The sequence below is a fragment of the Achromobacter sp. JUb104 genome (assembly GCF_024806975.1).
GTDB lineage: Bacteria > Pseudomonadota > Gammaproteobacteria > Burkholderiales > Burkholderiaceae_B > Achromobacter > Achromobacter spanius.
Map to the genome: position 1 here is coordinate 682386 of NZ_JANUEY010000001.1, position 23795 is coordinate 706180.

Below are 23795 nucleotides of genomic sequence, written 5' to 3' on the forward strand. Positions count from 1 at the left end.
CTCCTTAACCCTTGCGTTCCGCGTCGGCGGTGGGGCGCACGGGCATGTACTTGTTCAATTGTTCGGCAAGCTCTGGTTCCCATTCATGGGCAGGCAGCGCGCGTAGCGTGATGGCGACGTTCGTGTAGAGGTTTTCGGCCAACCAGGACAGCCCGCGCGAGGCCAGCAAGTCGGCCGCGATCACGGCGGCGTACGCGCGCTGGCGCGGTGATTCCGAATGGCCTTGTTTGTCTTGCAACCGCAGCAGCACGGTCTCGACGCCGTCGCTGTCCAGTTGCGCGACCAGTTCCTCGCGCAATTCGGCAAACGCTTGCCTGGGGCCGGCGCTGGCCGTGCTGCCGTCGGCGCCACTCAGCCAGGCCAGGGTTTCACTGTCGACAAAGGCGCGCCCATCGCTGAAGCAAAGATCCTGCAAGGCGGGAATGCGGCGCACGAAGCGTTCGGTGGCCAGGCGGATGGCGGCGGCGGCGTCCTTCATTTCAAGGCGGGCGGCGATACCCGCGGCCAGGAAACTGCCCCGTATCCAGTAAGGCGACGCGACCACGCTTTTTTCCACGCGCTGCAACAGCGCGGGGTTCACCGCGTTGCCGGCCAATGCCTCGCCGTAGCCGTCCACGATGTCGACGGGCACCGCCATCAATTCGGTGCGCGTGCCGTTGCGGGTAGTGGGCGCGGCGTGCAGATGCGCCCAGAGCGCGAAGCGGCGTAGCTGATAGCCGGTTGGGTCATAGACGTCCTGTTGATTGATGAATTCCGCCACGCTCAGCAAGGACCGCCGGTTTTCGCGTTCGTCGCCGGGCTGCAACGCCGTGTTGGGTGTGTTGAAGAAGGCTTCGTCGATAGCCTGAGAACGGGCCTGAGAGCCGGCCCGACTTCCGGATTGGCTTCTGGAAGGGTTTCCAGACTGGTTGCCGGACTTGCCGTGTTGCTGGCCGGCGGTGTGGGCCGGCGTCGCTGTGTCGGGAAAGCGGGTTTGTTCGACGCAGCGCGAAAACTGCGCTTCCAGGCGAGTCAGTTGCGTCTGATCCAGCTTGGTGTCGGGCGCGCGGGCTTGGAGGCGGTCCAGCGCCTGTTGTGCACGGGCCTGGTCCGCCTTGTTGAAGCTGTCCGCCGGCAGCGCGTCCAAGGCGTCGCGCAAGCGATCGGCCAACAGCGCCACCAGCCGACGCTTGCCCAGGTACCCGGTGGGGCCGGGCTTGGGGTGGCCGGTTTCCCAGTAGTGCTCGACCATGCCGGCCAGCACGTCAACCGCCTCCGACCAGCGCGGCCACGATCTTGCTTTCAGGCGGGCCGTAATCAAGTGCCCGGCCACGCGGAAATGCTTGCACTGGCCGCCCAGGTATTGGCGAGCGGCTTCATCGACGTAGAGCCAATCCAGGCGTGCCTCTTGCAGGCCGCCCAACTTGATCATTTCGTGGTCGATGGCTTGGAAGGTTTCGTCTTCTTCATCGAAATGGCCGGCCGGCTGGCGCGCGTCCAGCGGCGCCAGCAAGGCCTCGATGTCTAGCGTGGCGTAGTGGGTCACCAGTGACAAGCCTCGCGTTGGCGCGACAACAGCGCTTGCAAGCCACTGGCGTCGAAGGTCAGGCCGTTGAGCTGCGCGTAGTCGCTCTCTATGCGCAGGCGCTGGCCCGCCACGAAGGGACGCAACTGGTCAATGGCGACCAGGCCGCGTCCGGCGTCCGCAACGTTGCCTTCGTCCAGTACGCGCCACGGTCGCGCCGCGGACAAGGGCCGATCATCCATGTACAGCTGAACGGTCATCTGGTGGCGTTCGAAGGGTTTCTCGGCCAACAACTGCAAGCGAGAGATATTGGACAAGCATGTGATGGCCAGATAGATGGGCGGCCGCGTGTTCAGCGCGGGCGCTGAAATCACCACCCGCTGTTGGCCGGCAGGCGGCTCGTTCGAATCCGTCAGCAGGAACGTCGAGTCGCCATCGGATCGCGATGACTCGTTCTGCCGAATGATGTCGGACGCGCGCGACGATGGCGGCAGCAGGTCGGCCGATGCAGCGGGATGCGGCGTCGCGTCGCTGTTGGAGGCGACGGAGGCGGACGTGGCGCTGGCGGAATCGGCATCCGGTGGCATGGCGCTCCTTGGGCTGCTGGGGGCGGGCGGCGTGCCCGCGGCCGCGTCGAAGCAGGCCAGCCGTTCGACGCCGGAAATGATCTGGGTGCAATGGCGCGTGGGTGTATCTGCGGCCAGCGCCGCGTGGCTGGCCGGCGCGGTCATCAACAGCGCAAGCAAGGTGATAACGGGTTTCATGAAGTGTGGTCCTCCCGGTCTAGATTCCACGCCTGGCAGCGGCGCGCCAACGTACGTTTGGGGATGCCCAGGCTTTGCGCGGCCCGGCTGCGAGATCCATTGACCTGTCTCAGTCGTGCCCGGATGACCAGGCTTTGAAAAGCGTCCAGCGCTTGGGGCAGGTTGTCGGTGTGAAGCAGGCCATGCAGCAGGTCGGCGCCCGTGCCGTGCTGGGGCAGGGCGGGCATCTCGGCCTGCGATAGATCAAGCAGGTCTGCGCGTATGGGCTGGCCTTGCGGCGTTCTTTCGGCCGCCACCAACACCAGGCTGCGAAGCTGGCGCACATTGCCGGGCAAGGCGTGGGCCGCCAGCAGCGCCAGGGCGTCGGGGGCAAGGCCGGCGACACGGGTCTGGCGCTCGCGGTTGTGCTGCAGCACGGTGTGGAAGCTCAATGCGGGAATATCTTCCGGGCGCTCGCGCAGGGGCGGCAATGCCAGCGTCAATTGCCGGATGCGGAAGTACAGGTCTTCGCGAAAGCGTCCGTCGCGGATCAGTTGCGGCAGCGGGCGGTGGGTTGCGCAGATCAGCCGGAAATCCGAGCTATGTTCGCGTGTGCCGCCCAGCGGCCGGTACTTCTTTTCATTGAGCAGACGAAGTAGCGTGCCCTGTAGCGCCATGGGCATGTCGCCGATTTCGTCCAGGAACAGGGTGCCGCCATCGGCCTCGGCAACGAGGCCCGTACGGGCCTGCACGGCGCCGGTAAAGGCGCCGCGAACGTTGCCGAACAGTTCAGCCTCGATAAGCTCTTGCGGGATGGCCGCGCAGTTGAGCGGCACGAACTTTCCGGTGCGCGGCGAAGCCTGATGAATCAGCCAGGCGGCGTGGTCCTTGCCGGTACCTGTCTCGCCGGTCAGCAGAACCGCCAGCGTCGAATCGGCAAAGCGCAGCATGTCCTCCCGTATGGTTCGAGCCGCCGCGCTGACGCCGATGAACTCGGCCGCCAACAGGCGCGAGGCGCGCTGCTTGCCTGAATCCGCGGCGGGTGTTTGACGCAGGCTGCGTTGGTAGCGAGCGTCGTCGGCGGCATGAGCCTGCGCATGCAGGCGGGCGAACAAGGATTCGTGCGCGGCATGCAGGGCGCGCCAGACAGGGTCGGCGCGCCAGCGTGACACGGCGGACGCCGGCCCCGCCAAGACCAGCACCGCCAAGGGCTGCCGCCTAGCGTCCAGCATCGGCAGGGCCAGCAGCGCATGCTGCGTACCCAGGCGGTCGCGCAGCCGTTCAAAGCCCAGGCCCACGCCGACCAGCGCGGACATCTGTTCAACCTGGCACGGCTTGCCACTGGTCAGGGCATAGACCAGCGGGTCGTCCAGCGCGTCCATGCTGATGTCGGGCAACGAGCCGCCGGCGGCGTGGTCGACGCCCGCCATCGCCAACGCCACCAGCGTGTCGCCCGTCGCGTCGCGTACATACAGGCAGACAGCGCCGGTTCCGAGAAAGGCGGCGCAGGCGGCCGCGAAGGTACTTGCCAAGGCGTCGGGCCGGGTGGCCATCGCCATGTTGCGGGCAGTGTCCGCTACGGCTAGCGCGTCCATGTCGCGCCTCAATCCAGATGGGCGGCGAATGCGCCCTGCGCCCAATGCAGCCGGGCATCCCTTAATGCCTTGCCCGCGGCCAGTTGCTGCAACACCGCCAGCGACAAGGGCGGCAGCAACTCGTCATCGATGCAGGCGTCCAGCAGGCGCGCGCCATTTTCATGGCGGGTGCAACGGCTGCGCAGTTCGTCGCGGGCGCTGGCGTCAATGGTCAAGGTGGCGTCGTATCGCGTGGCGAATTGCGCGCGCAGGCGTTCCAGGCGGCCGTGGATGATCTGGTCGAGCACGTCTTCGTCCAGGTAGCGGTAGGGAACCAATTGCATCCGCGCCAGCAGCGCCGGCTTGAAGAACGTGGCCAGGCGGGCCCGCAGCGCGTCTTCGGACAAGTCGGCAAGCGCGTCATCGTGCTGATCGAACCCGAGGTTCGAGGTCAGGAAGAACAGCACATTCTTGCAGTCGATGGGACGGCCCTCGCCGTCGGCAAGCTCACCTTTGTCGAAGGCCTGATAGAACAGGCTCATGACCTCGGGGTGCGCCTTCTCGACCTCGTCGAGCAGCACGATGGAATAGGGTTGCCGCCGGATGGCCTCGGTCAGCACCCCGCCTTCGCCATAGCCGACGTAACCGGGCGGGGCGCCAAGCAGGCGCGACACCGTGTGCCGTTCCTGGAACTCGGACATATTGATCGTGGTCAGGAACTGCCGGCCGCCAAACAACGCGTCCGCCAAGGCCAGCGCCGTCTCGGTCTTGCCCACGCCGCTGGGGCCCACCAGCAGGAACGCACCCAACGGCGTGCCGGGCCGACGCAAGTCCGCGGTGGCGGTCAGCAGGTGTTTGTGTATGCGGTCGATGGCCATGTCCTGGCCTTTGATGCGTTCGCGCAGCACGGTGGGCAATTGCGTCAGGCGTTCCATCTGGCCACGGTTGATGGTGGTGGTGGGGATGCCGGTCCAGTCGGCAATGACCTGTGCAACCTGTTCATGCCCCACGTCGGCGTGCAACAAGGCGCCTTCGCGTTGCAAGTTGGATAATTCGGCCACCTTGCGGGCCAGGTCGTGGGAAGGATCTTTGGAATGGCCTGGCGCTAAATCTGGAGCGAATCCCGGGGCAGCGTGCGCAGAATCATCGTCCTCGCCGGTGTCATCCGGCAATGCGGCGCGTAGGTTGACGATCTGGTCCACCAGCGCTTTCTGTTGTTCCCAGGCCTGTTGCAGTTGCGCGATCCGTTCGGAGACGTCCGCGCCGCTGGCGTCCAGCGCGGTGACGCGGCGCGGGTTGGGCTCGCGACCCGCGCGGGCGTCGCGGCGCAACTGCGTCAGTTCCGCCGTGATCTGCATCTGCTCGTGTTCAAGCGCGGTCAGGCGGCGCGGCGGTTCGGCCAATGCCGTGGCGACGCGGGCGCTGGCGGTATCGAGCACGTCGATGGCCTTGTCGGGCAACTGGCGGCCAGACAGGTAGCGCGCCGACAGGGTCACGGCGGCTTGCAAGGCATCGTCGCCGATATACACACGGTGCGCCTGTTCGTAAATCTTGCGCAGGCCGCGCAGGATATGAACGGCTTGTTCCTGCGTGGGCTCGTCCAGCTTTACCAACTGAAAGCGGCGTGCCAGCGCGGGGTCTTTTTCAAAGTACTTTTTGTATTCCGACCAGGTCGTGGCGGCGATGGTGCGAAGTTCGCCACGCGCCAGTGCCGGCTTGAGCAGGTTGGCGGCGTCGCTGCCGCCCGCCGCGTTACCGGCGCCGATGAGCGTATGCGCTTCGTCGATGAACAGGATGATGCGCTGCGCGGAAGCCTTGACCTCATCGATGACGCCCTTGAGGCGCTTCTCGAATTCTCCCTTGACCGAAGCGCCCGCCTGCAGCGCGCCCAGGTCCAGCCCCCAAAGCGCAACGTGGCGCAGCGGTTCGGGCACTCGCTGCTGAACGATGCGCAGCGCCAGCCCTTCAACCACCGCGCTCTTGCCCACCCCCGCGTCGCCCACGACGATCGGATTGTTTTTTCGTCGCCGGGAAAGGATGTCGATCATCAGGTCGATTTCGGCGTCGCGGCACAACACCGGATCGATCTTGCCGGCCCGAGCCTGCGCGGTGAAATCATGCCCGTACTTTGCAAGCGCGGTGTCCGCGGAGTCCTCCGGCGCCATGGGCGCTTGGGCCGCGGTATCCGGTGATTCCGAAGTTTGCGCAAACAGCGATTGGAACGACTTGCGCAGCGCTTCGCGGTTGATGTGTTCGAACAGGGTGATGGCCGGCAGAGGTAGATACCGCCCCGCATTCAGCAGCGCCGCCAGCATCAGGCTGCCACCGCGCAAGCGCGGCTGCGCAAGTTCCAGCGAACCGAGTAGCCAAGCTTCTTGCAGCCACTCAATCAACAGCGGTGAAAACGTCGGGTACTGATCAGGCGCCGCGTCCCGCTCTCGATACGGGTTTGCGTCCGCGAGCGCCTGCCGCACTTCGTCGGCGTCCAAACCCGCATGCGAAATCAGCACGCGCATGTCGGACAAAGGCTGGTCGACCAGTTTGTACAGCACGTGCGCAACGGTAATTTCTGCGCAGTGTTGGCTGATGCACAGGCTGGCGGCTTCTTCCACGGCCTGGCGGCAAATGGGATTCAAGCGATCTATCAGGGAAGAAAGCTCAATTCGGATCATGAGTCGCACACTTCGAACAAAGTGGTAATCCGCAACGAGACCATGCCACGTCGTTTTTATCCATAGGAGGAATCAGAAAGCGGCTTGAATTGCGGCTAGTACGTGGATCAATCGCGTGCGTTCACAAATGTTTTGCCGTTTTCGAATTCCTCCTATTGCGACCGTTCAGCCAGCCCTCTTAGCATCGTTGCACCACTTATCGCGGTTGCCCTGAGCGGCTTCTCCCGATTTACAACAGGAGCTTTCATGTCGAAGAAAATGGTCTCCGTCGCCCCGCCGGAACGCATCAACATCAAGTACGTTCCCGCCACTGGCGACCAGCAAGCCGAGATCGAACTGCCCTTGAAGATGTTGGTCACGGGGGACTTCAAAGGCCACAGTGAGGAAACCGCGCTGGAAGAGCGCCAGGCGGTGCGTATCGACAAAGACAACTTCGATGACGTGATTGCCGAAGCCGGATTGGCCTTGACGATGGAAGTGCCGTCGCGCCTTGGCGAGGCCGGTCAGGAAGACGACACGCTGAACGTGTCGTTGAGCTTCAGGCGCATGAACGATTTCGCACCCGATGCCATTGCGCGCCAGGTGCCCGAACTGAACAAGCTGCTGGAACTGCGCGAAGCGCTGGTGGCGTTGAAGGGCCCGCTGGGCAACGTGCCGGCGTTTCGCAAGCAACTGCAAACGCTGCTGGCCGATGACAAGGCGCGCGTCGCGCTGGCCAAGGAATTGAACCTTGTGTTGGACAAGCCGGCCGCCTGAGCCGTGACCCCATTCGCAATGCCAACCCGCAATAAAAGGATACGAGCATGAAGGCCCAAGCCGCCGCCAAATTGGAAGATAAACAGACGATCGGGTTGCTGGAGCAGATCATGGCCCAGACCCGCATTGAACCCAATCACGAGGGTTATGCGGTGGCCGAACGCGGCGTCGCTGCGTTCATTTCGGAAATACTCCGAACCCAGGAACCGCAACAGCAGGTCAACAAGCAACTGGTGGACCAGATGATTGCGCAGATCGATCGCAAGCTCGGTCTGCAAATGGACGCGATCTTGCATCAACCGCCGTTGCAGGAGCTGGAGTCCGCCTGGCGTGGCTTGAAGTTGCTGGTGGATCGCACGGACTTCCGCGAGAACATCAAGATCGAGATCCTTCACGTCACCAAGCAAGAGATGCTGGAAGACTTCGAGACCGCGGGCGACATCACGCGCAGCGGCCTCTACAAGCAGGTGTACACGGCCGGCTATGGCCAGTTTGGAGGCGAACCGGTTGCCACCATTGTCAGCAACTACACGTTTGGGCCGTCTTCGCCCGACATCAAACTGCTGGCCTACGTGGCTTCCGTGGGGGCCATGTCGCACGCACCGTTCCTGGCCGCGGCCGGGGCTGAATTCCTGAACATCAAGAGCTTCCAGGAACTCCCCAACCTGAAGGAAGTGCGCGATATCTTCGAAGGCCCGCGCTTCACCAAGTGGCGGGGCTTGCGCGAATCAGAAGACGCGCGCTATCTGGGCCTGACGATGCCGCGCTTTCTGCTGCGCCAGCCTTACGATCCCCTGGAAAATCCCGTCACCAGTTTCAACTACCGCGAGACGATCGACGGCGCCCACGAGAACTATCTGTGGGGCAATACTTCGTATCTGCTGGCCAGCCGCATCACTGACAGCTTCGCCAAGTACCGCTGGTGCCCCAACATCATCGGGCCTCAGTCGGGTGGTGCGGTGGATGACCTACCCGTGCACCTGTACGAATCGCTGGGGCAGCTACAGGCAAAGATTCCGACCGAAGTGCTGATATCGGACCGCAAGGAATTCGAGCTTGCTGAAGAAGGCTTCATCGCGCTGACCATGCGCAAGGACAGCGACAACGCCGCGTTCTTCTCGGCCAACTCGGTGCAAAAGCCCAAACTGTTCCAGAAGACCCCCGAAGGCCAGGCCGCGCAGACCAACTTCAAGCTGGGCACGCAACTGCCGTACATGTTCATCGTCAACCGCCTGGCGCACTACCTGAAAGTCTTGCAGCGCGAGCAGATCGGCAGCTGGAAAGAACGCCAGGATCTTGAGCGCGAGTTGAACACGTGGCTCAGGCAGTACATCGCTGACCAGGAAAGCCCGTCGGCCGACGTGCGCAGCCGCCGTCCGCTGCGTGCCGCCAAGGTCATGGTGCAAGACGTTGAGGGCAATCCCGGCTGGTACCAGGTGTCGCTGGCCGTGCGTCCGCACTTCAAGTACATGGGCGCCAACTTCGAACTGTCGCTTGTCGGTCGGCTCGACAAGGAATAAGGAGCCCCCAAGATGCCCAGGTCGCGGGGACAAGGCAGTTTGTTCGAACGGCTGGTTCCGGACGCCGCGCCCCGGCGCACCCGTAGCCGGCACGAGCTGGCGGCCGAACGCATCCACGCGATCAAGCGCCACCTGGAACGCATCTTGAATAGCCGTCGGGGCTGCTCGATGAGCAGCCCCGGCCTGGGCCTGCACGATTTCAACGATGCGGCGATGGGCAGCGCCGACTTGCTGCTGCACGTCAGCCAGGACATCCGCGCATCGGTGGCCGCGTACGAGCCCCGGGTCAAGGTCTTGAGCGTGCATTCGCGGCCTGACCCCGCGCAGCCGCTTAGCTTGAACTTCAGGCTTGAGTGCCTGGTGCCTGTCTTCAATCAGGAAGAGCAGGTAGAGATAGATCTGGTGATTCACCATCAAGACCGGTATACCCGGGTCGTTTGACCCCGGTGCCACGGAGACGGGAAAACATGCCGTTGCGAGGAAAGTTCCGCGAAGAGATCGACTACCTTCGGCGGCTAGGGCGCGAGTTTGCTCGCGACAATCCGCAGTTGTCGCAGTTTCTGGGCGACGAGGCGGCCGACCCCGACGTGGAAAGGCTGCTTGAAGGCTTTGCGTTCCTGACGGCCAAGTTGCGCCTGAAGATTGAAGATGACCTTCCCGAACTGACGCATTCGCTGCTGCAACTGCTTTGGCCGAACTATTTGCGGCCCTTGCCCAGCGCAACCATCATGCGCTTCGACCCCGTTGAACGGGCCATCACGACGCGGCAAGTGATACCCAAGGGCACGCGCGTGCATTCCTTGCCTGTCGACGGAACCCGGTGCGAATTCCGCACCAGCACGGACGTGGTGATCTACCCGCTGGAGATCGTGGACGTGAGTGACGCGCACACGCGCGAAAAGTCCATCATGCGCATCGACCTTGCCCCGTTGGCCGGCAACGCCATCGACTCTTTCGACTGCGACAAGCTGGACTTCCACCTGAGCGGCGACGACACCACCGCCATGACGCTGTATCTATGGCTATCGCGCTATCTGGGTGAGATCCGGCTGGAGGCTCACGGGCAGACACGCATTATTGCCCCGCGCCAGGTGACGTTTCCCGGGTTTTCGCCTGAAGAATCGCTGCTTCCGTATCCGAAGAATGTGTTCGACGGCTATCGGATCCTTCAGGAGTACTTCATTTTTCCGCGCCGCTTCCTGTTCTTCAGCCTGAGCGGCCTGCGCTCGTTGTGGCCCGAAGCAACCGCCCAGGGCGTGCGCTTTGAATTCCATTTCAACCGCCCCATGCCCGCCGACATACGTCTGCGCATTGGCGATCTGGCGTTGTACTGCGCGCCGGCGGTCAACCTGTTCGAGCAGGACGCCGAACCCATCAACCTGAACGGACGAGCCGTGGACCAGCGGCTGCTACCGGGCGGCTATCGCGGCGACGCCTGCGAGATCTTCAGCATTGACGAAGTCACCGGTTGGCAGCGGATCGCGGAGGGGCAGCGCGGGCGCTTCCTGCGGACCTTCCACCCCTTTGAATCGTTGCAACACGAGATCGAGCATGCGCGCGGCCGGCACGCGCTGTACTACCGAAGCCGGATCGAGAACGCGGTTGGCGAAGATGGCGTGGCGCATCGCATCGCCTTCATTCGCGGTGACGAAACCGATTACATCGACGAAGACGAAACGGTATCGCTCGCGCTGACCTGCACCAACCGCGACTTGCCCCTGGCGCTGGGTGTGGGCGACATCTGCGTGCAAACGCAGACCACGCCCACCTTTGCCACGTACAGCAACATCGTGCGTCCGACGCCGCCTTACCGCCCGGTGCTGGACGGCGCGTTGCAGTGGACGTTGATCTCCAACCTGTCGCTGAACTATTTGTCCTTGTTGTCGACTGAACCGCTGAAGGCCGTGTTGCGCGCCTATGACTTCGCGGCGCTGCACGACATCCAGCATGCGCGTGCCGGCAGCAAACGCCTGGACGGCATCGGCGATGCCGTTACGCAGCCAACGGATCTCTTGATGAAGGGCCTGCCGATCCGTGGCCTGAAGACACAACTGAAACTGGACCCGTCCGCGTTCCTGTGCGAAGGCGATCTGTATCTGTTCGGCACGGTGCTGAGCCACTTCTTTGCGCTGTACGCCAGCATCAATTCCTTCCACTTGCTGGAAGCCACCAATACCGGTAACAACGAGCACTACGAATGGCCATTGCAGACCGGAAAACAACCGCTGATCTAGCGGACCGCTTGCTGGCCGATGCGAAGAACTACGACTTCTTCAGGTTGCTGGAGCAACTGCACGGCCTGCACGACGACGACCTGGAGTCGCGGGATAGCCACGAGCCCGAGCGCCAGCGTGTACGCCTGAGCAGCTATGCCGGCCTGGGGTTTCCCGCGTCCGACGTGGCCTTGGCCGAGCGCATGCCGGCCGGCGCGCGCACCGACTACCACGTACAGGCCACATTTTTTGGCCTGCATGGCCCGGATTCCCCACTGCCCGGCCATTACCTGGACCGCCTGGCCTATGAGTACGGCCAAGGCGTGGGCATACGCCCGGCCTTCCTGGACTTCTTCAACCACCGTTTACTGACGCTGTTGCATCAGGCCTGGCGCAAGTACCGCTATTACGTGCGCTTTCGCCGCGAGGCGCACGACCGCTTCTCGCGCTATGTGTTTTCGATGGTGGGCTTGGGGGACGTCGAGTTGCGCGGCGCAACCCCCATACCCTGGAGCCGCTTGCTGAGCTATGCCGGCGTGATCGCCAGCCGCAGCCGATCGCCGCAGGTGGTGGCGGGCATCGTTGCGCATTGCTTTGACTTGAAGCAGGTGAGGGTGCGGGAGTTCGAGCTGCGCTACATGCATGTGGCGTCTGGCCAGCAGTTGCGCCTGGGGCGCCGTAATGGCGTGCTGGGCGACAGCTTCGTGGTCGGTGCGCGAGTCCGCACGCGCTACAGCAAGTTCTCCATTGTTATCGGCAACCTGGATCAAGCCCGATTCCGCGAGTTCCTGCCCAGCGGCGAAAACTACGAAAGACTGCGCAAGCTGATCGACTTCCTGCTGCGCGACCCGGCCGCCTACGACCTGGAGCTGGGTCTGCGGCACGACCAGGTGCCGCCCTTCAACCTGGGTCGCGAAACCGGCGCCCACCTGGGTTGGACCAGCTTTGTCCAGCACACGGCGGTGCGCCGGCCATTCACTGTCCGCATCAAGGCCCGTCTATGACCTATACCGACGCTCCACCACCCCTTTCACCAACCCATGCCTCGTCGCAGCCACCGCCTGTGCCACGCTTGGCGCTCGTCGTCGCCAACCCCGGCGCGCTCGAGCACGGCAGCACGCCGCGCCACAGTTTCACCCCCGCGGGAGGCACCATCGGCGGCCAAGGGGCCAACTGGATGCTGACCGACAAAGCGGGGCGGGTTGAGTCCATACACAGCGAAATCGTCTACGAGGATGCCGCCTTCTGCGTGGTGGACCGCAGCGGCTTGACCCGCATGAACGACGCCAATGCCCCGCTGGGAAAAATGGTTGGCGCCCGGCTGCGCGAAGGCGATGTCCTGCACATCGGCCCGTTCCACGTGACCGTGCATCTGGACAGCCCGCACCAGGAACAGCTTGATGCCTCTCGCCATCTGGCGCAGTACGAGCTGGATGAACTGCTGGTAGGGGAGTCGGGCGGCCATGACGGTTTGCCGACCGGATCCTACGTTTTTGACGCTGACGCTACGCCCCTTGCATCTGACCGCGATTTCATGGCGCTAAGCGCACCGTTCGATGCGCGTGCCGACAACGACCCCTTGCGCGCATTGGATGAGGCGGATCGTGCCGCCGCGCACGCGCCCGTCTTGATGGAGCCTTGGGACGTGCGGCGCGGTGGTGCCGCCGCGCCCACCCAGGCCGATCTAGCCACGACCCGATTCGAAGCCGTTACCGGTTCGCCCCTGCCATTTTCCGGAGTATCCCCCATGCCGAAGTCAGCTGGAAACCCGTCGACCCTTGCGTATCGCTTGAACAACAGGCAAGCCATGGTCGGCGACCCGAGCGAGGCGGCCGAGCTATTGATGCAGGGCCTTGAAGTGCCCCTGGGCCCCTTGGATGCGCAAGCGGGGCAGGCGTTGTTGCGTGAAGCCGGGCAGGCGCTGAATGCGGCGATCAAGGGCATTGCCGACGTCTATGCGGCGCACGGCGGCGACGCGCAACCACGTCGACTGTTGGGGCGCAACTTGCAACCCATTGAAGACAATCCGCTGCGGCTGGGTTTGGATTACCCCGAAACGGTGCGAGCGATGTTCGCCAGCGACCGCAGCGTGGTGCATTTGTCGCCCAAGGCTGCCATGGATGAAAGCCTGGCCCAACTGCGCGCGCATCACGGCGCGGTGACGCAGGCCATTGAAGCGGGCCTGCAGGCGGTGTTGCGCAGCCTGTCGCCCGCTTTGCTGCTGCAACGCTTTGAACGCTACCGACCCGAGCACGAGCCGCAGGCGGACGCCAATGGCAATGCGGCGGCCAATGCCAACGACAGGGCCTGGCAGATGTACACGCACTACTACGAAGAGTTGGCCTCGACGCGCCAACGCGGCTTTGAGAAGCTGTTCTGGGACGTATTCGAACAAGCCTACGACCGGGTGTTGCGGGCGGAGGCCGAATGAAGCGGATTGTGCCCCTGCTGCTGTTGACGTCTTTGCTGGCTGCTTGCGGGTCGGTGGGCGACGTGCTGACCAAGACCGGCCAGATCCTGATGGATCCTTCCATCCCGATCGGGCCGCCCGACGAGCACCCGTCACAGGTGGGTTTGAGCCTGTACGCGGCGCCAGACGTCAACCCCAACCCCGCCAGCATGCCCGACGACGACGAAGCCGCCACCAGCGCCGCCACGGCATCCAACCGCGAAGCGGGTCCCTACGAGGTCAGACTGAAAAGCGATGATCGCCAGGATTTGATCGAGAGCCTGCGCGGGTTGTTGGAAGAGCTTGAAGACGGGCGCCCATCCCTGCATCCCCTGCGGCGGGTGGACACGGGGCCGTCGACGATCTTGCGCGATCCGGCCGAGCCGGAGCCGGCCCCGCCTGCCGAAGACACCATCGTGATGCGGGACTTGATGCTGAAGCTGGGCGTGTCCACGGATTACCTGCCCGGCCGGCAGTTTGGGTCGGGTCCGCAGGTGATTGAGCAAGGTTACTCGGGCGTGCCCTTGCCCGTGGGCGGTGGGCTGGCTGCGCCCTCGCCGCAAGGTGCGCTTGCCACGTCCGCGCAGGAAGGGGCGGGCGTAGGGCCGGTATCGGGCCTGGCCCTGGGGCTGGGCCAATACAGCCGTGCTCACAGCCTGCCCCCCGCGGAACCCGCGCCGCCGCCGCGCGGCGCCGCCACGCCGATCGCCTTCAAGGTGCTACAGCTTAAAGACGATTCGCTGCTGCTCAACGTTGACCCGGAACAACTGGCCAAGGACTTGAAGAAGGCGCTGGGCAGCACCTACATCACCGAGGACGACTACGTACTTCAGCCCGGCCAGTTCAAGTTCATCGACTTCGCCCGTATCGACAAGGCCACGCGCTACGTCGCGATCGTGGCGGATTTCCATGATCAGAACGGCGCGGTCTGGAAGCAGGCGTTCAGGCTGGAACCCAATGGCCGCCGGTACGCACTATTGATGACGCTGCACGGCAACCGTGTCGCCATCGTCGATGAAAGCTACCGTCCGCCGCAACCGAGATCCCAACCATGACTACACGCAACCCCGTCATCTGGAACGAGGGGCTGTTCGTCAAACCCCAACATTTCCAGCAGCAAGCCCGTGCCTTGGAACACCATGCGAACCAGCGCATTGGCGGCGTCAGTGAACATCTCTATGGTTTGACCGAGCTGGAGCTTAACCAGGAATACCTGAGCTTTGGCAAGATCGCCATCGTGCGTGCACGCGGCGTCATGCCGGACGGCACGGTGTTCGACATTCCCAATGACCAGCCGCCGCCCGTGCCGTTGGCCGTCACTGATACCTCTTCCGTCAACCAGACGGTATACCTGACCCTGCCGTTGCGGTCGGACGGGGTACTGGAAGTGCAATGGCCGGACACCTACGCCAAGGCGCGCTACGTGATGCGCAGCGAAGAAGTGCGCGACACGCACAGCCAGGAAGGCGACTACGTGGCCATGGACCTGGCCGCGCCCAACCTGCAACTGACGCTTGAACGCGAAGACCGAAGCGCGTTCACGGGCGTGGCGCTGTGCCGGCTGCTGGACCGTCGGCCCGATGGCAGCCTGCTGCTGGACGACGCCTTCTACCCCACCGGCATGTCGCTCAACGCCATCCCGCCGCTCAAGCGCTACCTGGGCGAGATCGCGGGCCTGATGCGCGAACGTGCGAAGAACATCGCGGAACGCATCGGATCACCGGGCCAGGCGGGTGTGGCGGACGTAACCGACTTCAACTTGCTGTTGGTGTTGAACCGCTTGCATCCGTGGTTTTCGCACCTGTCCCGTCTGCGGCATGTACACCCTGAACAGCTATACGTCGCCTTCAGTCAGGCCTGCGGCGAGCTGGTGACGTTTACCGAAGAAGGGCGCTTGCCGCAAGAGTTTCCGGCCTACCAGCACGACGATCCCAGGCAGTCGTTCCGGATGCTTGAAGACACCTTGCGGCGCGCGCTCAGTACGGTGCTGCAACCGCGCGCGGTGTCGCTGCCCATCGAGCGCCAGCAATATGGCGTGTTGACCGCGGCGGTCCATGACCGCAGCTTGTACGCCGACGCGGACTTTGTGCTGGCCGTGCGCGCGCGCATGCCACTGGACAGGTTGCGCCAGCAGTTCATGCAGCAAACCAAGGTGGCCTCGATGGAAAAGCTGGGCGAACTCGTCAGCCTGCAGTTGCCCGGCATTCCCTTACAGCCGCTGCCGGTGGCGCCCCGCCATCTGCCGTTCCATGCGGGCTTCACCTATTTCCAATTCGACCGCAGCCATCCGTCTTGGCAAATGCTACGGGATACCGCCGGCTTCGGCCTGCACATTGCCGGCGATTACCCCGAGATGGAATTGCAACTGTGGGCCATCAGGAGCCAATGACATGAATACTCCCGCCACCGCCGAGCGCGTCGAATCCGAATTCCTCCGAACCAGCACCACCGCCGAGGTGATCGACAAGGCGCGCATCGGTTTTGACACGATCGGCCATATCGACCGGGACGAAGACCTGGGCTTTCAGTTGCGCGGGCACGGCTACAACCCGCTGGTGGACGGCGCGCTGCCGCTGTTCGGGCTGGTGATCCGGCTGCGCGGCTTGTCTGAATACCAGGATATTCAAAACCTGTACGCCACCGTGCGTGACCAGATCTCAGCGCTTGCCGAAGAGATCCGCCAGTACGGCTATGACGGCGCCACGCAACTGGCCTACCGCTATGCGCTGTGTACCTTCATCGACGAGGCCGTAATGGGAACGGCGTGGGGCGCGCATTCGCCATGGGCCGAGCGCTCGTTGCTGAGCATCAACCATAGCGAGACCTGGGGCGGCGAGAAATTCTTCACGGTGCTGTCGCGCATGATGATGGACGCGCCCCGGTACCGCGACGTGCTCGAGTTCAAGTACTTGTGCCTGTGCCTGGGTTTCAAGGGCAAGTACGGGCTGCAGCACAACCAGAACGAGGCCTTGCAGGTCATCATCGTGAAGCTGCACCGCATGTTGCGCGAGCTGCGCGGCGAAACCCCGGAAACCCTGACCGATGCCAGCACCAACGTCGCGTCGCGCCGCTATCGTGTGGGCCGCCAATGGCCATGGTGGACCCCATGGGTCAGCGCCGTTCTTGTGCTGGCGGGCGTCTATGCGGCCTTTGCGCTAAGCCTGGGCAGCACCACGGAAATCGTTCTGCATTCGCTGGACGGCATATTGAAGAACTGAGTTGAAAAGCTGAGGGCGGCCATTATCCTGGCCAAATGACGGCCGGGGCTGGCGCAAACCCAAGCTTCGCAGTGAAGCAGGGCAACCCCATGAGGAGAACCAAATGAAGGCACCAAATGAAGGGGCCGGATGAGCTTGAACCGCGCATGACGCCCCCGTCCCGGCGAAGCGAGTACACTTGTCCGCCGTTTTGCTTTCAGCCCCAGAATTCTCCATGATCTCCACCGCATGCGGCGTCGACTTCGGCACGTCCAACTCCACCGTAGGCTGGAGCCGCCCCGACCAGCGCGCGCTTCTCGCCCTGGAAGACGGCAAGACCACCTTGCCGTCGGCCATTTTTTTCCACGATGAAGACGCGGAGGTCAGCTATGGCCGCGCCGCGATCTCCGACTATCTGGCGGGTTATGACGGGCGCTTGATGCGGTCGATGAAGAGCCTGTTGGGCAGTTCGTTGATCGATGGGTCCACGGAAGTCCAGGGGCGTTCGATTCCGTTTCGCGTGCTGTTGACCCGTTTCATCGCCGAACTGAAGCGGCGCGCCGAAACAGCCGCCGGCCGCGATTTCACGCGGGCCGTGCTGGGCCGACCGGTGTTCTTCGTGGATGACAACACGGCCGCCGACCAGACCGCGCAAGACACGCTGGGCGAAATCGCGCGCAGCGTGGGGTTTACCGACATCGAATTCCAGTTTGAACCCTTGGCTGCCGCCTTTGATTACGAATCGCAGATTGATCGCGAAGAGTTGGTTTTGGTCATCGACATCGGCGGGGGTACATCGGACTTTTCCTTGATCCGTCTGGGGCCGGGCCGCGCCGCCAAGGCAGATCGGCGGGACGACATCCTGGCTTACGGCGGGGTACATATCGGTGGGGTGGACTTCGACAAGCAGTTGAGCCTGGCGCACGTCATGCCGCTGCTGGGCCTGGGCAGCCAGTTGCGCAGCGGCAAGGACGTGCCGTCAACCCAATACGGCAACCTGGCTTGCTGGCACACCATCAACCAGGCGTACACCCGCAAGGCCGCGGAGCACTTTGCCTATATTCGCGCCGAAGCCGGCGACCGCGACAAGATCGACCTGTTGCTCAACCTGGTGAAGCAGCGCGCCGGCCACTGGGTGGCAGTGCAGGTGGAAGAGGCCAAGATCGCGCTGTCGGAAAACCCGTCGGCACGCATCGACCTGTCGCGGATTGCGCCGGAATTGGCGGTGGACGTGACACGCCCGTCGTTCGATGCCTGCGTGGGCCGCTTGATCGAAAAGGTCGAGACCACGGTGGGCGCGTTGCTGCGTGATGCGGGCGTGGCCACCGCGGATGTGGACACGGTGTTCTTCACGGGCGGTTCCAGCCGTGTGCCGCGTTTGCGCGAAACCGTATCCGCGCTGGTGCCGGGCGCGCGTAGCGTGGAAGGCGACCTGTTCGGCAGCATTGGCGCCGGCCTGGCGCTGGACGCCAAACGCAAGTTCGATTGAGCCATCGGCCGGGCAAGCGGCCGTGCGGCGTCCAGCGGCGGTGGTAAGCTGCAAGGCTTGCCCCGGGGCGGCTTGCCGCCCGCCTGTTTCAAGAGACTAAGACGCCGTCATGACCCGCCCATCCGCTGAAAGCGATACGCATCTTGTTGAAACGCTGGTGACCCGCGAAGCGCCGTTTGAAGGCAGTTTCCTGAAGGTTCGCCGCGACACCGTCAGCCTGCCCAACGGCAACACCGCGACGCGCGAATACATCGTGCATCCGGGCGCCGTCGTGGTGATCCCGTTGCTGGACGACGGCAGGGTGCTGCTTGAACGCCAGTTCCGCTATCCCATTGGCCGCGTGATGACGGAGTTTCCGGCGGGCAAGCTGGATCCGGGCGAAGACCCGCTGGTGTGCGGCAAGCGCGAATTGCTTGAAGAAACCGGCTACACCGCCGACCAGTGGGCGCACGCCGGCGCCTTGCACCTGGCCATCGCCTATTCCACCGAGATCATCCACATCTTCTTTGCGCGCGGCTTGCGCGCCGGTCCTCGGCAGTTGGATCAGGACGAGTTCCTGGACGTGATCAGCGCGGACCCCGCCGAGCTTCTGGCCGCATGCAGCAAGGGCGAGGTCACCGACGCCAAGACGCTGACCTGCGTATTGTGGATGCAGAATGTGCTGTCGGGCGCCTGGAAGCTGGACTGGCAGGACAACGCCGGCTAAGGCGTCGTCCGCACATTCGTCGTCATGGCCGCATTTTCCATTCTGATCGAACCGGCCGGCCTGCGTTTTGACGCGGACGCCGGCAGTTCGGTGCTGCTTGCGGCGCAGGCGGCCGGTATCAAACTGCCCAGCTCTTGCCGCAACGGTACCTGCCGCGCCTGTATGTGCTTGATGCTGGAGGGTTCCGTGACGTATTCCGTGGAATGGCCGGGGCTGTCGCGGGATGAAAAGGAAGAGGGCTGGATCTTGCCCTGCGTGGCGCAGGCCACGTCCGCGCTGACGATTCAGGCGCCGCTAGCTGCGCCGATGGCGCCCGCCGCGCCGGTGGAGCGCCCGCTGACCGGGGCGCGCCGCTAAACACGGCCAGTGGCGGCCAAAGGTAAGAGCGCGGCCGCCGACCCAAGCGCCATACCCACCGCCATGCCCAGCACCAGGCCGGCAAATATCGGCGCGCCCGCGCCCAGCGCCGTCACCACGCCCAACCTTGCACCCAGGACCATGCCGACGGCCATGAGCCCGGCGCAAAGCACACGTTCGGTCAACGGGGGCGCGGCGGGCCAGGGGGCCAGGGCGGCCAGCGCCATGGCGGCGCTGGTGACTGGCATCAGCATGGCGTGCCGCCACGCCATGTCCAGCAAGCCGCCCGGCGCGCCGCATTCGCTGGCCAGCAAGGCGGCGGGCGTGTGGCGGGTGTCGACCAGCAGGCCGATCAGCATGGCCGCTACACAGGCAAGCCATGGGCCGGTTATCGCGCGCAGCCGTTTAGCCGCAGACGTGGCAGTTGGCGGCGTTGGCGTGGTCGTACCGGTCATGATGGCGCACCCAGTCAGTCACGTCGAAATTCGGGCCGTTCTCATTGCGGCCCAAGGGGGCGAAGTCCAGATAGTTGTAGGCGCCCGCCAACCTTTCCACGCCACGTTCAAAGGCGGAGTACGTCAGGAAGATGTTGCCGGCGGGATCCCGGGCAAAGGCACTGGCGCCGGGCCGGTCTTCAATGCTGCCGTCGGCGTTGGGCACCGATGCGTGCATGTCGCCATTGAAGTCGCAACCTTCGGATGACAGCCAGGTAAAGCGCCAACCCATGCGCCGCTTGAACGCGTTCAGTTTAGCCAGCGGCGCGCGCGATACAGCCACCACCGTCACGTCATGATGGCGCAGGTGCACCAGCGCGGCGTCCAGGTGGTCGGCCAGGAATGAACACCCCACGCAGCCTTCGTCCCATTCGGGCGCATACATGAAGTGATAGATGATCAACTGGCTATTGCCGCCGAACAGCTCGGCCAGGCTCAGCGGCCCGTGTTCGCCTTGAAACTGGTAGCGCTTTTCAACGCGCATCCAGGGCAGGGCGAGCCGGTCGCGGGCCAGCGCGTCCTGGCTGCGGGTCAGGGCTTTCTCGCGGACCAGCAGGGCTGCGCGGGCAGCTTCCCATTCCGGGCGGGATACAACGGCGTGATCGGTGTGCATGGTGCGTCTCCTGAGTGGCGGGCGCTGAGACCCGCAACGGGGCGGGCCTTGCGACCCGCCAGTGGGGCAAGCGGCAAGTCAGACCGGGCTTGCCAGGTGATCCGCGAGCCGGTCCATGGCGCCCGCCCAGCCGGTTTCGTGGCCGTCTCGGGTGGCTTGGTCGACAAACGGGGTTTGCAGGAAGGCCAGCTCGGTGCCGCCCTGCACGGGGGTGAATTCAAGGGTGATCAGCGAAGTGTCGTCCGGCGTATCGCGCCAGGCCCAGGTGAACACCAGGCGGCGCTGCGGCTCGACCTCCTGGTATTCGCCGCTGGCGTAATGCGCCTGGCCGTCTTCGGTCACAAAGCCCACTTGATAGGCGCCGCCCACGCGCACGTCGGTGTCGGCCTGCAGCACGCGCTGGGTGCCGGCGGGGCCGAACCATTTCATCAGCGCTTGCGGGTCGGTCCACGCGCGCCAGAGCCTGTCGGCGGTGGCGGTGAAGCGTCGGGTGAGCCGGAGCTCGATGGGGGTGTTGCCCTGGGCGGGGCCGGGGGCGGGGGTGTTGCTGGGGGCGGTGGACATGGGTGGATCTCCTCGTCGTGATACAGGTAGCGGGCCAGCGAATCGAGTTGGCCGGTCCAGAACTTCTCGTATCGCGCCAGCCAGTCGGATGCCGCCTGCATGGGTTGGGGCGATAAGGTGCAACTGACTACGCGGCCGTCTTTGGCGCGTGCGATCAGGCCCGCGTCTTCCAGCACGCGCAGGTGCTTCAGGAAGGCCGGCAGCGACATGGCGTGCGGACGCGCCAATTCGCTGACCGTCGCGGTGCCTTGTTCCAGGTCCGCCAGCACGCGGCGGCGGGTGCCGTCGGCCAGGGCAGAGAAAACGCTATCCAGCGTGTCGTCGTTTAAGTTAACCATAAGGTTAAGTATCTGCCCGCCACAACGCCGGCGTCAAGGTGAAGCCGTCAGGAATTTCCCTAGGTCTATTTGCCGCGCGGCTTGATGATGTCGCAGGCGGCTGCGCGCTCGCCCGTCTGGGCGCCGAAGCCCAGCAGGGCCTGGGCGCCGCAGACCGAGCCGAACATGCGCTTGCTGTCGTGCCCCACGCCGCCCACTTCAAAGCTGCTGTGATGCAGCGGCACGGGCTTGGCGCCGCGTGCGGCCAGCACATGTTCGTATTGCACGTAGCCGGTGCCACGGGCCAGGCGGGTGGCGCCCTGCGCCTCGGCGCCGCAGGTCTTGTCCAGCAGGCGGTGTTCGGGGTTGTTGTCCGCGCCGCCCAACAGATAGGTGACTTCGCGCGAGGCATAGCGCACGAACAGCCGGCTGTCGTCGGTGTCGCCCGCGTAGGCGGGCAGCTTGTCGGTGCCGTACTTGTATTGGTTGTAGGTGGGGCAGATGCCGCGCTCGTAGCGGGCGTAGCCCTTGCCGTCGGCACGCGGCCGCTCGTTGCTCAGGTACAGGTAGGACGAGGGGTTGGCGACCACGTAGCGCAGCGACAAGCCGTCGCGCCGCAGCGTGCCGTCGATATTGTTCAGGATGGCGTAGCGGTGCACCAACTGCGCGCCCGCCGAATGGCCGGCCAGCACGATGCCGGCCAGGGTGGGCAGGCGCTTGCGGTCATCCAGGCTGCCAAGCAGATCGTCCAGCACCTGGAAGGACGTGACGGGGGCGGGCCGGCCGCTGGCCTTGACGCTTTCGCCGCCGTCTTCCCAGTCGGCTTTACGCCATGCCGCCACGCCGCCAAACCCGGAGTCGATCGAGCCCGAGAAGCGCGGCGCCAGAATCAGCGTGTTGCGCGCCCGATCCGGGTTGTGCGTGAGCAGTTGCGCGACGGTCTCGAAGTAGCTGTCGGCATCCCGCTTGACACCGTGCACCACGATCACGATCTGCTTGATGTCCCGCAGGTCATCCTTGGCCAGGTTGCGATTGGCGTAGACCGGCATGTTGTAGCGGTGGCCTGGCTTGCCCAGTTCCACGGTCTGCCACCGCAGGGGCGCGGCGCGCTGGGGCGTGGGGACGGGCTCGTCGTAGTCGTATGGTGGAGGCAGTGGGGTCTGGGCATGCACGGCCCAGGGGGCCAGCAGCGCGGCCAGTGTAGCGGACAGCACCAACGCCGCGTCCAGCCGACGCCCACGGGCCGGGCGCGTGGCGCCAGGCCCTACGTGGAATAAGGAAGGTGCGGGCGCGCAACGCATGGCGCGAAGGGCGTTCAGCAGCTCTCTTGGCCCAGCAGTTGCTTCAGGGCGGGCAAGTCCAGGATGCGGACCTCGCGCTGATTGATCTTGATCAGGCCTTCGCGCGCGAAACGAGAGAACAATCGGCTGACGGTCTCAAGGGTGAGGCCCAGGAAATTGCCGATTTCTTCGCGGCTCATGCGCAGCACGAACTCGGTCGACGAATAACCCAGCGAGGCATACCGCTGCGACAGGTTCAGCAGGAAAGCCGCCAGGCGCTGTTCAGAGCGCATCGACCCCAGCGACGCCAGCATTTGATGCGAGCGCGTGATTTCACGGCTCATCAGGCGGCGGAACTGTTGTTGTAACGAGGGCAGGTGCGCGGCCACGCGGTCCACTTCGTTCAGGCGGATGACGCAAACCTCGGAGTCTTCCAGCGCCACGGCCGCCGACACGTGCTTGCCTTCCAGCATGCCGTCCATGCCGACGATTTCGCCGGGCAGGTGGAAACCGGTGATCTGGATTTGGCCGGTGGCGTCTTCCAGTTGCGTTTTGATGCTGCCAAAGCGCACGCCATAGACGGCGTCAAGGGGATGATCCAGCGAATACAGCATCTTGCCTTTTTCAAGGCGCACGCGCTCTTGCACCAGTTCGTCCAGCTTTTCCACTTCGGCGGCGGCCATGCCCACGGGCACACACACGTGACCCAACATACACGTGGAACAGTGGGCGGCATCCGGGGCAACGGGAACCCGTTTTTGCATACGATGACCTTTATAGTGCCCGGCGCGCCGGGAAGGCGCGCACGGGTGTACAAGCGTGAAGACAAAATCCATTGTAGTCGGTTGTTACTACGGGTGTCTTACGGGCCGAGGGGTGCCGGACGCGCTTGCCGGTAGGCGACCCAGTCGTCTTCCGAAATGTCCACGGCCAACGCCCGGTGCGCTGGATCAATCGGATAGTACTGGCAGGGCAGGTCGAGAGCACCATCAAGCGGCGTCTCCAGCCGCGCTGTGATCTCGCGGCGCACAAAGCAGCACGGCTGCCCGGGGACGTATTCCTCAATCTCGTCCATCAGGGCGATCAGGGCCGGGTCCACACAATAGACATCGCCGCGCACCCGGCGCCCATCAGCCACGGGGATCAGCCCCGGCCACTGGCCAAAATCCACCAGCATGCCGGGCACCGTGGCGCGTCCCGTCCATTGGGCGGGGGGCAGGCCGCGCCGCGCGGCGGCTTGCGCCAGATCATTGATTTCGCCCGCGCGTAGGGTGCCGTAGATAAAAACGTATATGCTCATAAATCGGTTCTTCAAGCCGTCGAAGCCCAGCACGTCGATGCAAACCA

The 23795-nt window shown here is 64.3% G+C and carries 23 protein-coding genes; 12 read left to right on the forward strand and 11 right to left on the reverse strand.

Annotation, left to right across the window (positions count from 1 at the left end):
* Window positions 1–4: 4 nt before the first annotated feature.
* The 4 genes from tssA to tssH are packed head-to-tail and all read right to left on the reverse strand — an operon-like array spanning window position 5 to window position 6457.
* On the reverse strand, window positions 5–1525 hold the full coding sequence (tssA, locus tag M2361_RS03125) for a type VI secretion system protein TssA (RefSeq protein ID WP_259246182.1): 1521 nt from the start codon (window positions 1523–1525) through the stop codon (window positions 5–7).
* A complete protein-coding gene (locus tag M2361_RS03130; RefSeq protein ID WP_259246183.1) occupies window positions 1522–2268 on the reverse strand; it encodes a type VI secretion protein in 747 nt (248 codons plus the stop codon). The genes tssA and M2361_RS03130 overlap by 4 nt, the downstream gene beginning before the upstream one ends.
* On the reverse strand, window positions 2265–3842 hold the full coding sequence (locus M2361_RS03135; RefSeq protein WP_259246184.1) for a sigma 54-interacting transcriptional regulator: 1578 nt from the start codon (window positions 3840–3842) through the stop codon (window positions 2265–2267). The genes M2361_RS03130 and M2361_RS03135 overlap by 4 nt, the downstream gene beginning before the upstream one ends.
* 8 nt (window positions 3843–3850) lie before the next feature.
* Window positions 3851–6457: a type VI secretion system ATPase TssH gene (gene tssH / locus M2361_RS03140; RefSeq protein WP_259246185.1), complete on the reverse strand. Its 2607-nt coding sequence runs from the start codon at window positions 6455–6457 to the stop codon at window positions 3851–3853.
* Window positions 6458–6739: 282 nt separating this feature from the next.
* Here tssH and tssB point away from each other — a divergent pair, with 282 nt between their 5' ends.
* The 12 genes from tssB (at window position 6740) to M2361_RS03200 (ending at window position 19180) form a co-directional block, all read left to right on the forward strand.
* Window positions 6740–7249, forward strand: a complete 510-nt coding sequence (tssB, locus tag M2361_RS03145) for a type VI secretion system contractile sheath small subunit (protein ID WP_259246186.1) — start codon at window positions 6740–6742, stop codon at window positions 7247–7249.
* 47 nt (window positions 7250–7296) lie between these two features.
* On the forward strand, window positions 7297–8769 hold the full coding sequence (tssC, locus tag M2361_RS03150; RefSeq protein WP_259246187.1) for a type VI secretion system contractile sheath large subunit: 1473 nt from the start codon (window positions 7297–7299) through the stop codon (window positions 8767–8769).
* Window positions 8770–8781: 12 nt separating this feature from the next.
* On the forward strand, window positions 8782–9210 hold the full coding sequence (tssE, locus tag M2361_RS03155) for a type VI secretion system baseplate subunit TssE (protein WP_259246189.1): 429 nt from the start codon (window positions 8782–8784) through the stop codon (window positions 9208–9210).
* Window positions 9211–9236: 26 nt separating this feature from the next.
* Window positions 9237–11003, forward strand: a complete 1767-nt coding sequence (gene tssF / locus M2361_RS03160; RefSeq protein WP_259246190.1) for a type VI secretion system baseplate subunit TssF — start codon at window positions 9237–9239, stop codon at window positions 11001–11003.
* Window positions 10967–11986, forward strand: coding sequence for a type VI secretion system baseplate subunit TssG (tssG, locus tag M2361_RS03165; protein ID WP_259246191.1), 1020 nt, complete (start codon window positions 10967–10969; stop codon window positions 11984–11986). Before tssF ends, tssG begins: the two co-directional genes overlap by 37 nt.
* 68 nt (window positions 11987–12054) lie before the next feature.
* A complete protein-coding gene (gene tagH, locus M2361_RS03170) occupies window positions 12055–13413 on the forward strand; it encodes a type VI secretion system-associated FHA domain protein TagH (RefSeq protein WP_259246192.1) in 1359 nt (452 codons plus the stop codon).
* Window positions 13410–14486: a type VI secretion system lipoprotein TssJ gene (gene tssJ, locus M2361_RS03175; RefSeq protein ID WP_259246193.1), complete on the forward strand. Its 1077-nt coding sequence runs from the start codon at window positions 13410–13412 to the stop codon at window positions 14484–14486. The genes tagH and tssJ overlap by 4 nt, the downstream gene beginning before the upstream one ends.
* Window positions 14483–15820: a type VI secretion system baseplate subunit TssK gene (tssK, locus tag M2361_RS03180; RefSeq protein ID WP_259246194.1), complete on the forward strand. Its 1338-nt coding sequence runs from the start codon at window positions 14483–14485 to the stop codon at window positions 15818–15820. Before tssJ ends, tssK begins: the two co-directional genes overlap by 4 nt.
* A 1-nt stretch (window position 15821) precedes the next feature.
* Window positions 15822–16649 carry a type IVB secretion system protein IcmH/DotU gene (icmH, locus tag M2361_RS03185; RefSeq protein ID WP_259246195.1) on the forward strand — a complete coding sequence of 276 codons (828 nt, stop codon included), beginning with the start codon at window positions 15822–15824 and terminating at the stop codon, window positions 16647–16649.
* A gap of 214 nt (window positions 16650–16863) precedes the next feature.
* Window positions 16864–18117 carry an Hsp70 family protein gene (locus M2361_RS03190; RefSeq protein ID WP_259246196.1) on the forward strand — a complete coding sequence of 418 codons (1254 nt, stop codon included), beginning with the start codon at window positions 16864–16866 and terminating at the stop codon, window positions 18115–18117.
* Between the two features lie 109 nt (window positions 18118–18226).
* On the forward strand, window positions 18227–18823 hold the full coding sequence (locus M2361_RS03195; RefSeq protein WP_259246197.1) for an NUDIX domain-containing protein: 597 nt from the start codon (window positions 18227–18229) through the stop codon (window positions 18821–18823).
* Between the two features lie 24 nt (window positions 18824–18847).
* The gene (locus tag M2361_RS03200) at window positions 18848–19180 is read left to right on the forward strand and encodes a 2Fe-2S iron-sulfur cluster-binding protein (RefSeq protein ID WP_259246198.1); all 333 of its coding nucleotides are present in this window, start codon (window positions 18848–18850) and stop codon (window positions 19178–19180) included.
* Here the strand turns inward: M2361_RS03200 and M2361_RS03205 are convergent.
* The 7 genes from M2361_RS03205 to M2361_RS03235 all read right to left on the reverse strand — a co-directional run bounded on the left by M2361_RS03205 (window position 19177) and on the right by M2361_RS03235 (window position 23748).
* Window positions 19177–19539, reverse strand: a complete 363-nt coding sequence (locus M2361_RS03205) for a hypothetical protein (RefSeq protein WP_259246200.1) — start codon at window positions 19537–19539, stop codon at window positions 19177–19179. The two genes, M2361_RS03200 and M2361_RS03205, sit on opposite strands and share 4 nt — an antisense overlap.
* 46 nt (window positions 19540–19585) lie before the next feature.
* A complete protein-coding gene (locus M2361_RS03210; protein ID WP_259246201.1) occupies window positions 19586–20287 on the reverse strand; it encodes a thioredoxin family protein in 702 nt (233 codons plus the stop codon).
* 78 nt (window positions 20288–20365) lie between these two features.
* Window positions 20366–20794 (reverse strand): SRPBCC domain-containing protein, encoded by a 429-nt coding sequence (locus tag M2361_RS03215; RefSeq protein ID WP_100857811.1) that lies wholly within the window; start codon window positions 20792–20794, stop codon window positions 20366–20368.
* Window positions 20716–21189 carry a metalloregulator ArsR/SmtB family transcription factor gene (locus M2361_RS03220; RefSeq protein ID WP_259246202.1) on the reverse strand — a complete coding sequence of 158 codons (474 nt, stop codon included), beginning with the start codon at window positions 21187–21189 and terminating at the stop codon, window positions 20716–20718. The genes M2361_RS03215 and M2361_RS03220 overlap by 79 nt, the downstream gene beginning before the upstream one ends.
* A 65-nt stretch (window positions 21190–21254) precedes the next feature.
* Window positions 21255–22469: a hypothetical protein gene (locus M2361_RS03225; RefSeq protein ID WP_259246203.1), complete on the reverse strand. Its 1215-nt coding sequence runs from the start codon at window positions 22467–22469 to the stop codon at window positions 21255–21257.
* Window positions 22470–22483: 14 nt separating this feature from the next.
* The gene (locus M2361_RS03230; protein WP_100856408.1) at window positions 22484–23212 is read right to left on the reverse strand and encodes a helix-turn-helix domain-containing protein; all 729 of its coding nucleotides are present in this window, start codon (window positions 23210–23212) and stop codon (window positions 22484–22486) included.
* Window positions 23213–23310: 98 nt separating this feature from the next.
* Complete coding sequence (locus M2361_RS03235; protein ID WP_259246204.1) at window positions 23311–23748, reverse strand: gamma-glutamylcyclotransferase; 438 nt, start codon at window positions 23746–23748, stop codon at window positions 23311–23313.
* Window positions 23749–23795 lie beyond the last annotated feature (47 nt).

Coding starts and splice junctions, on each gene's coding strand:
- tssK (WP_259246194.1), top strand. CDS start 14,483: ATGACTACACGCAACCCCGTCATCTGGAACGAGGGGCTGTTCGTCAAA.
- tssC (WP_259246187.1), top strand. CDS start 7,297: ATGAAGGCCCAAGCCGCCGCCAAATTGGAAGATAAACAGACGATCGGG.
- M2361_RS03190 (WP_259246196.1), top strand. CDS start 16,864: ATGATCTCCACCGCATGCGGCGTCGACTTCGGCACGTCCAACTCCACC.
- M2361_RS03230 (WP_100856408.1), bottom strand. CDS start 23,212: ATGCAAAAACGGGTTCCCGTTGCCCCGGATGCCGCCCACTGTTCCACG.
- M2361_RS03200 (WP_259246198.1), top strand. CDS start 18,848: ATGGCCGCATTTTCCATTCTGATCGAACCGGCCGGCCTGCGTTTTGAC.
- tssE (WP_259246189.1), top strand. CDS start 8,782: ATGCCCAGGTCGCGGGGACAAGGCAGTTTGTTCGAACGGCTGGTTCCG.
- M2361_RS03225 (WP_259246203.1), bottom strand. CDS start 22,469: ATGCGTTGCGCGCCCGCACCTTCCTTATTCCACGTAGGGCCTGGCGCC.
- icmH (WP_259246195.1), top strand. CDS start 15,822: ATGAATACTCCCGCCACCGCCGAGCGCGTCGAATCCGAATTCCTCCGA.
- M2361_RS03135 (WP_259246184.1), bottom strand. CDS start 3,842: ATGGACGCGCTAGCCGTAGCGGACACTGCCCGCAACATGGCGATGGCC.
- M2361_RS03130 (WP_259246183.1), bottom strand. CDS start 2,268: ATGAAACCCGTTATCACCTTGCTTGCGCTGTTGATGACCGCGCCGGCC.
- M2361_RS03220 (WP_259246202.1), bottom strand. CDS start 21,189: ATGGTTAACTTAAACGACGACACGCTGGATAGCGTTTTCTCTGCCCTG.
- tssF (WP_259246190.1), top strand. CDS start 9,237: ATGCCGTTGCGAGGAAAGTTCCGCGAAGAGATCGACTACCTTCGGCGG.
- M2361_RS03210 (WP_259246201.1), bottom strand. CDS start 20,287: ATGCACACCGATCACGCCGTTGTATCCCGCCCGGAATGGGAAGCTGCC.
- M2361_RS03235 (WP_259246204.1), bottom strand. CDS start 23,748: ATGAGCATATACGTTTTTATCTACGGCACCCTACGCGCGGGCGAAATC.
- tssJ (WP_259246193.1), top strand. CDS start 13,410: ATGAAGCGGATTGTGCCCCTGCTGCTGTTGACGTCTTTGCTGGCTGCT.
- tssB (WP_259246186.1), top strand. CDS start 6,740: ATGTCGAAGAAAATGGTCTCCGTCGCCCCGCCGGAACGCATCAACATC.
- M2361_RS03205 (WP_259246200.1), bottom strand. CDS start 19,539: ATGCTGATCGGCCTGCTGGTCGACACCCGCCACACGCCCGCCGCCTTG.
- tssG (WP_259246191.1), top strand. CDS start 10,967: ATGGCCATTGCAGACCGGAAAACAACCGCTGATCTAGCGGACCGCTTG.
- M2361_RS03195 (WP_259246197.1), top strand. CDS start 18,227: ATGACCCGCCCATCCGCTGAAAGCGATACGCATCTTGTTGAAACGCTG.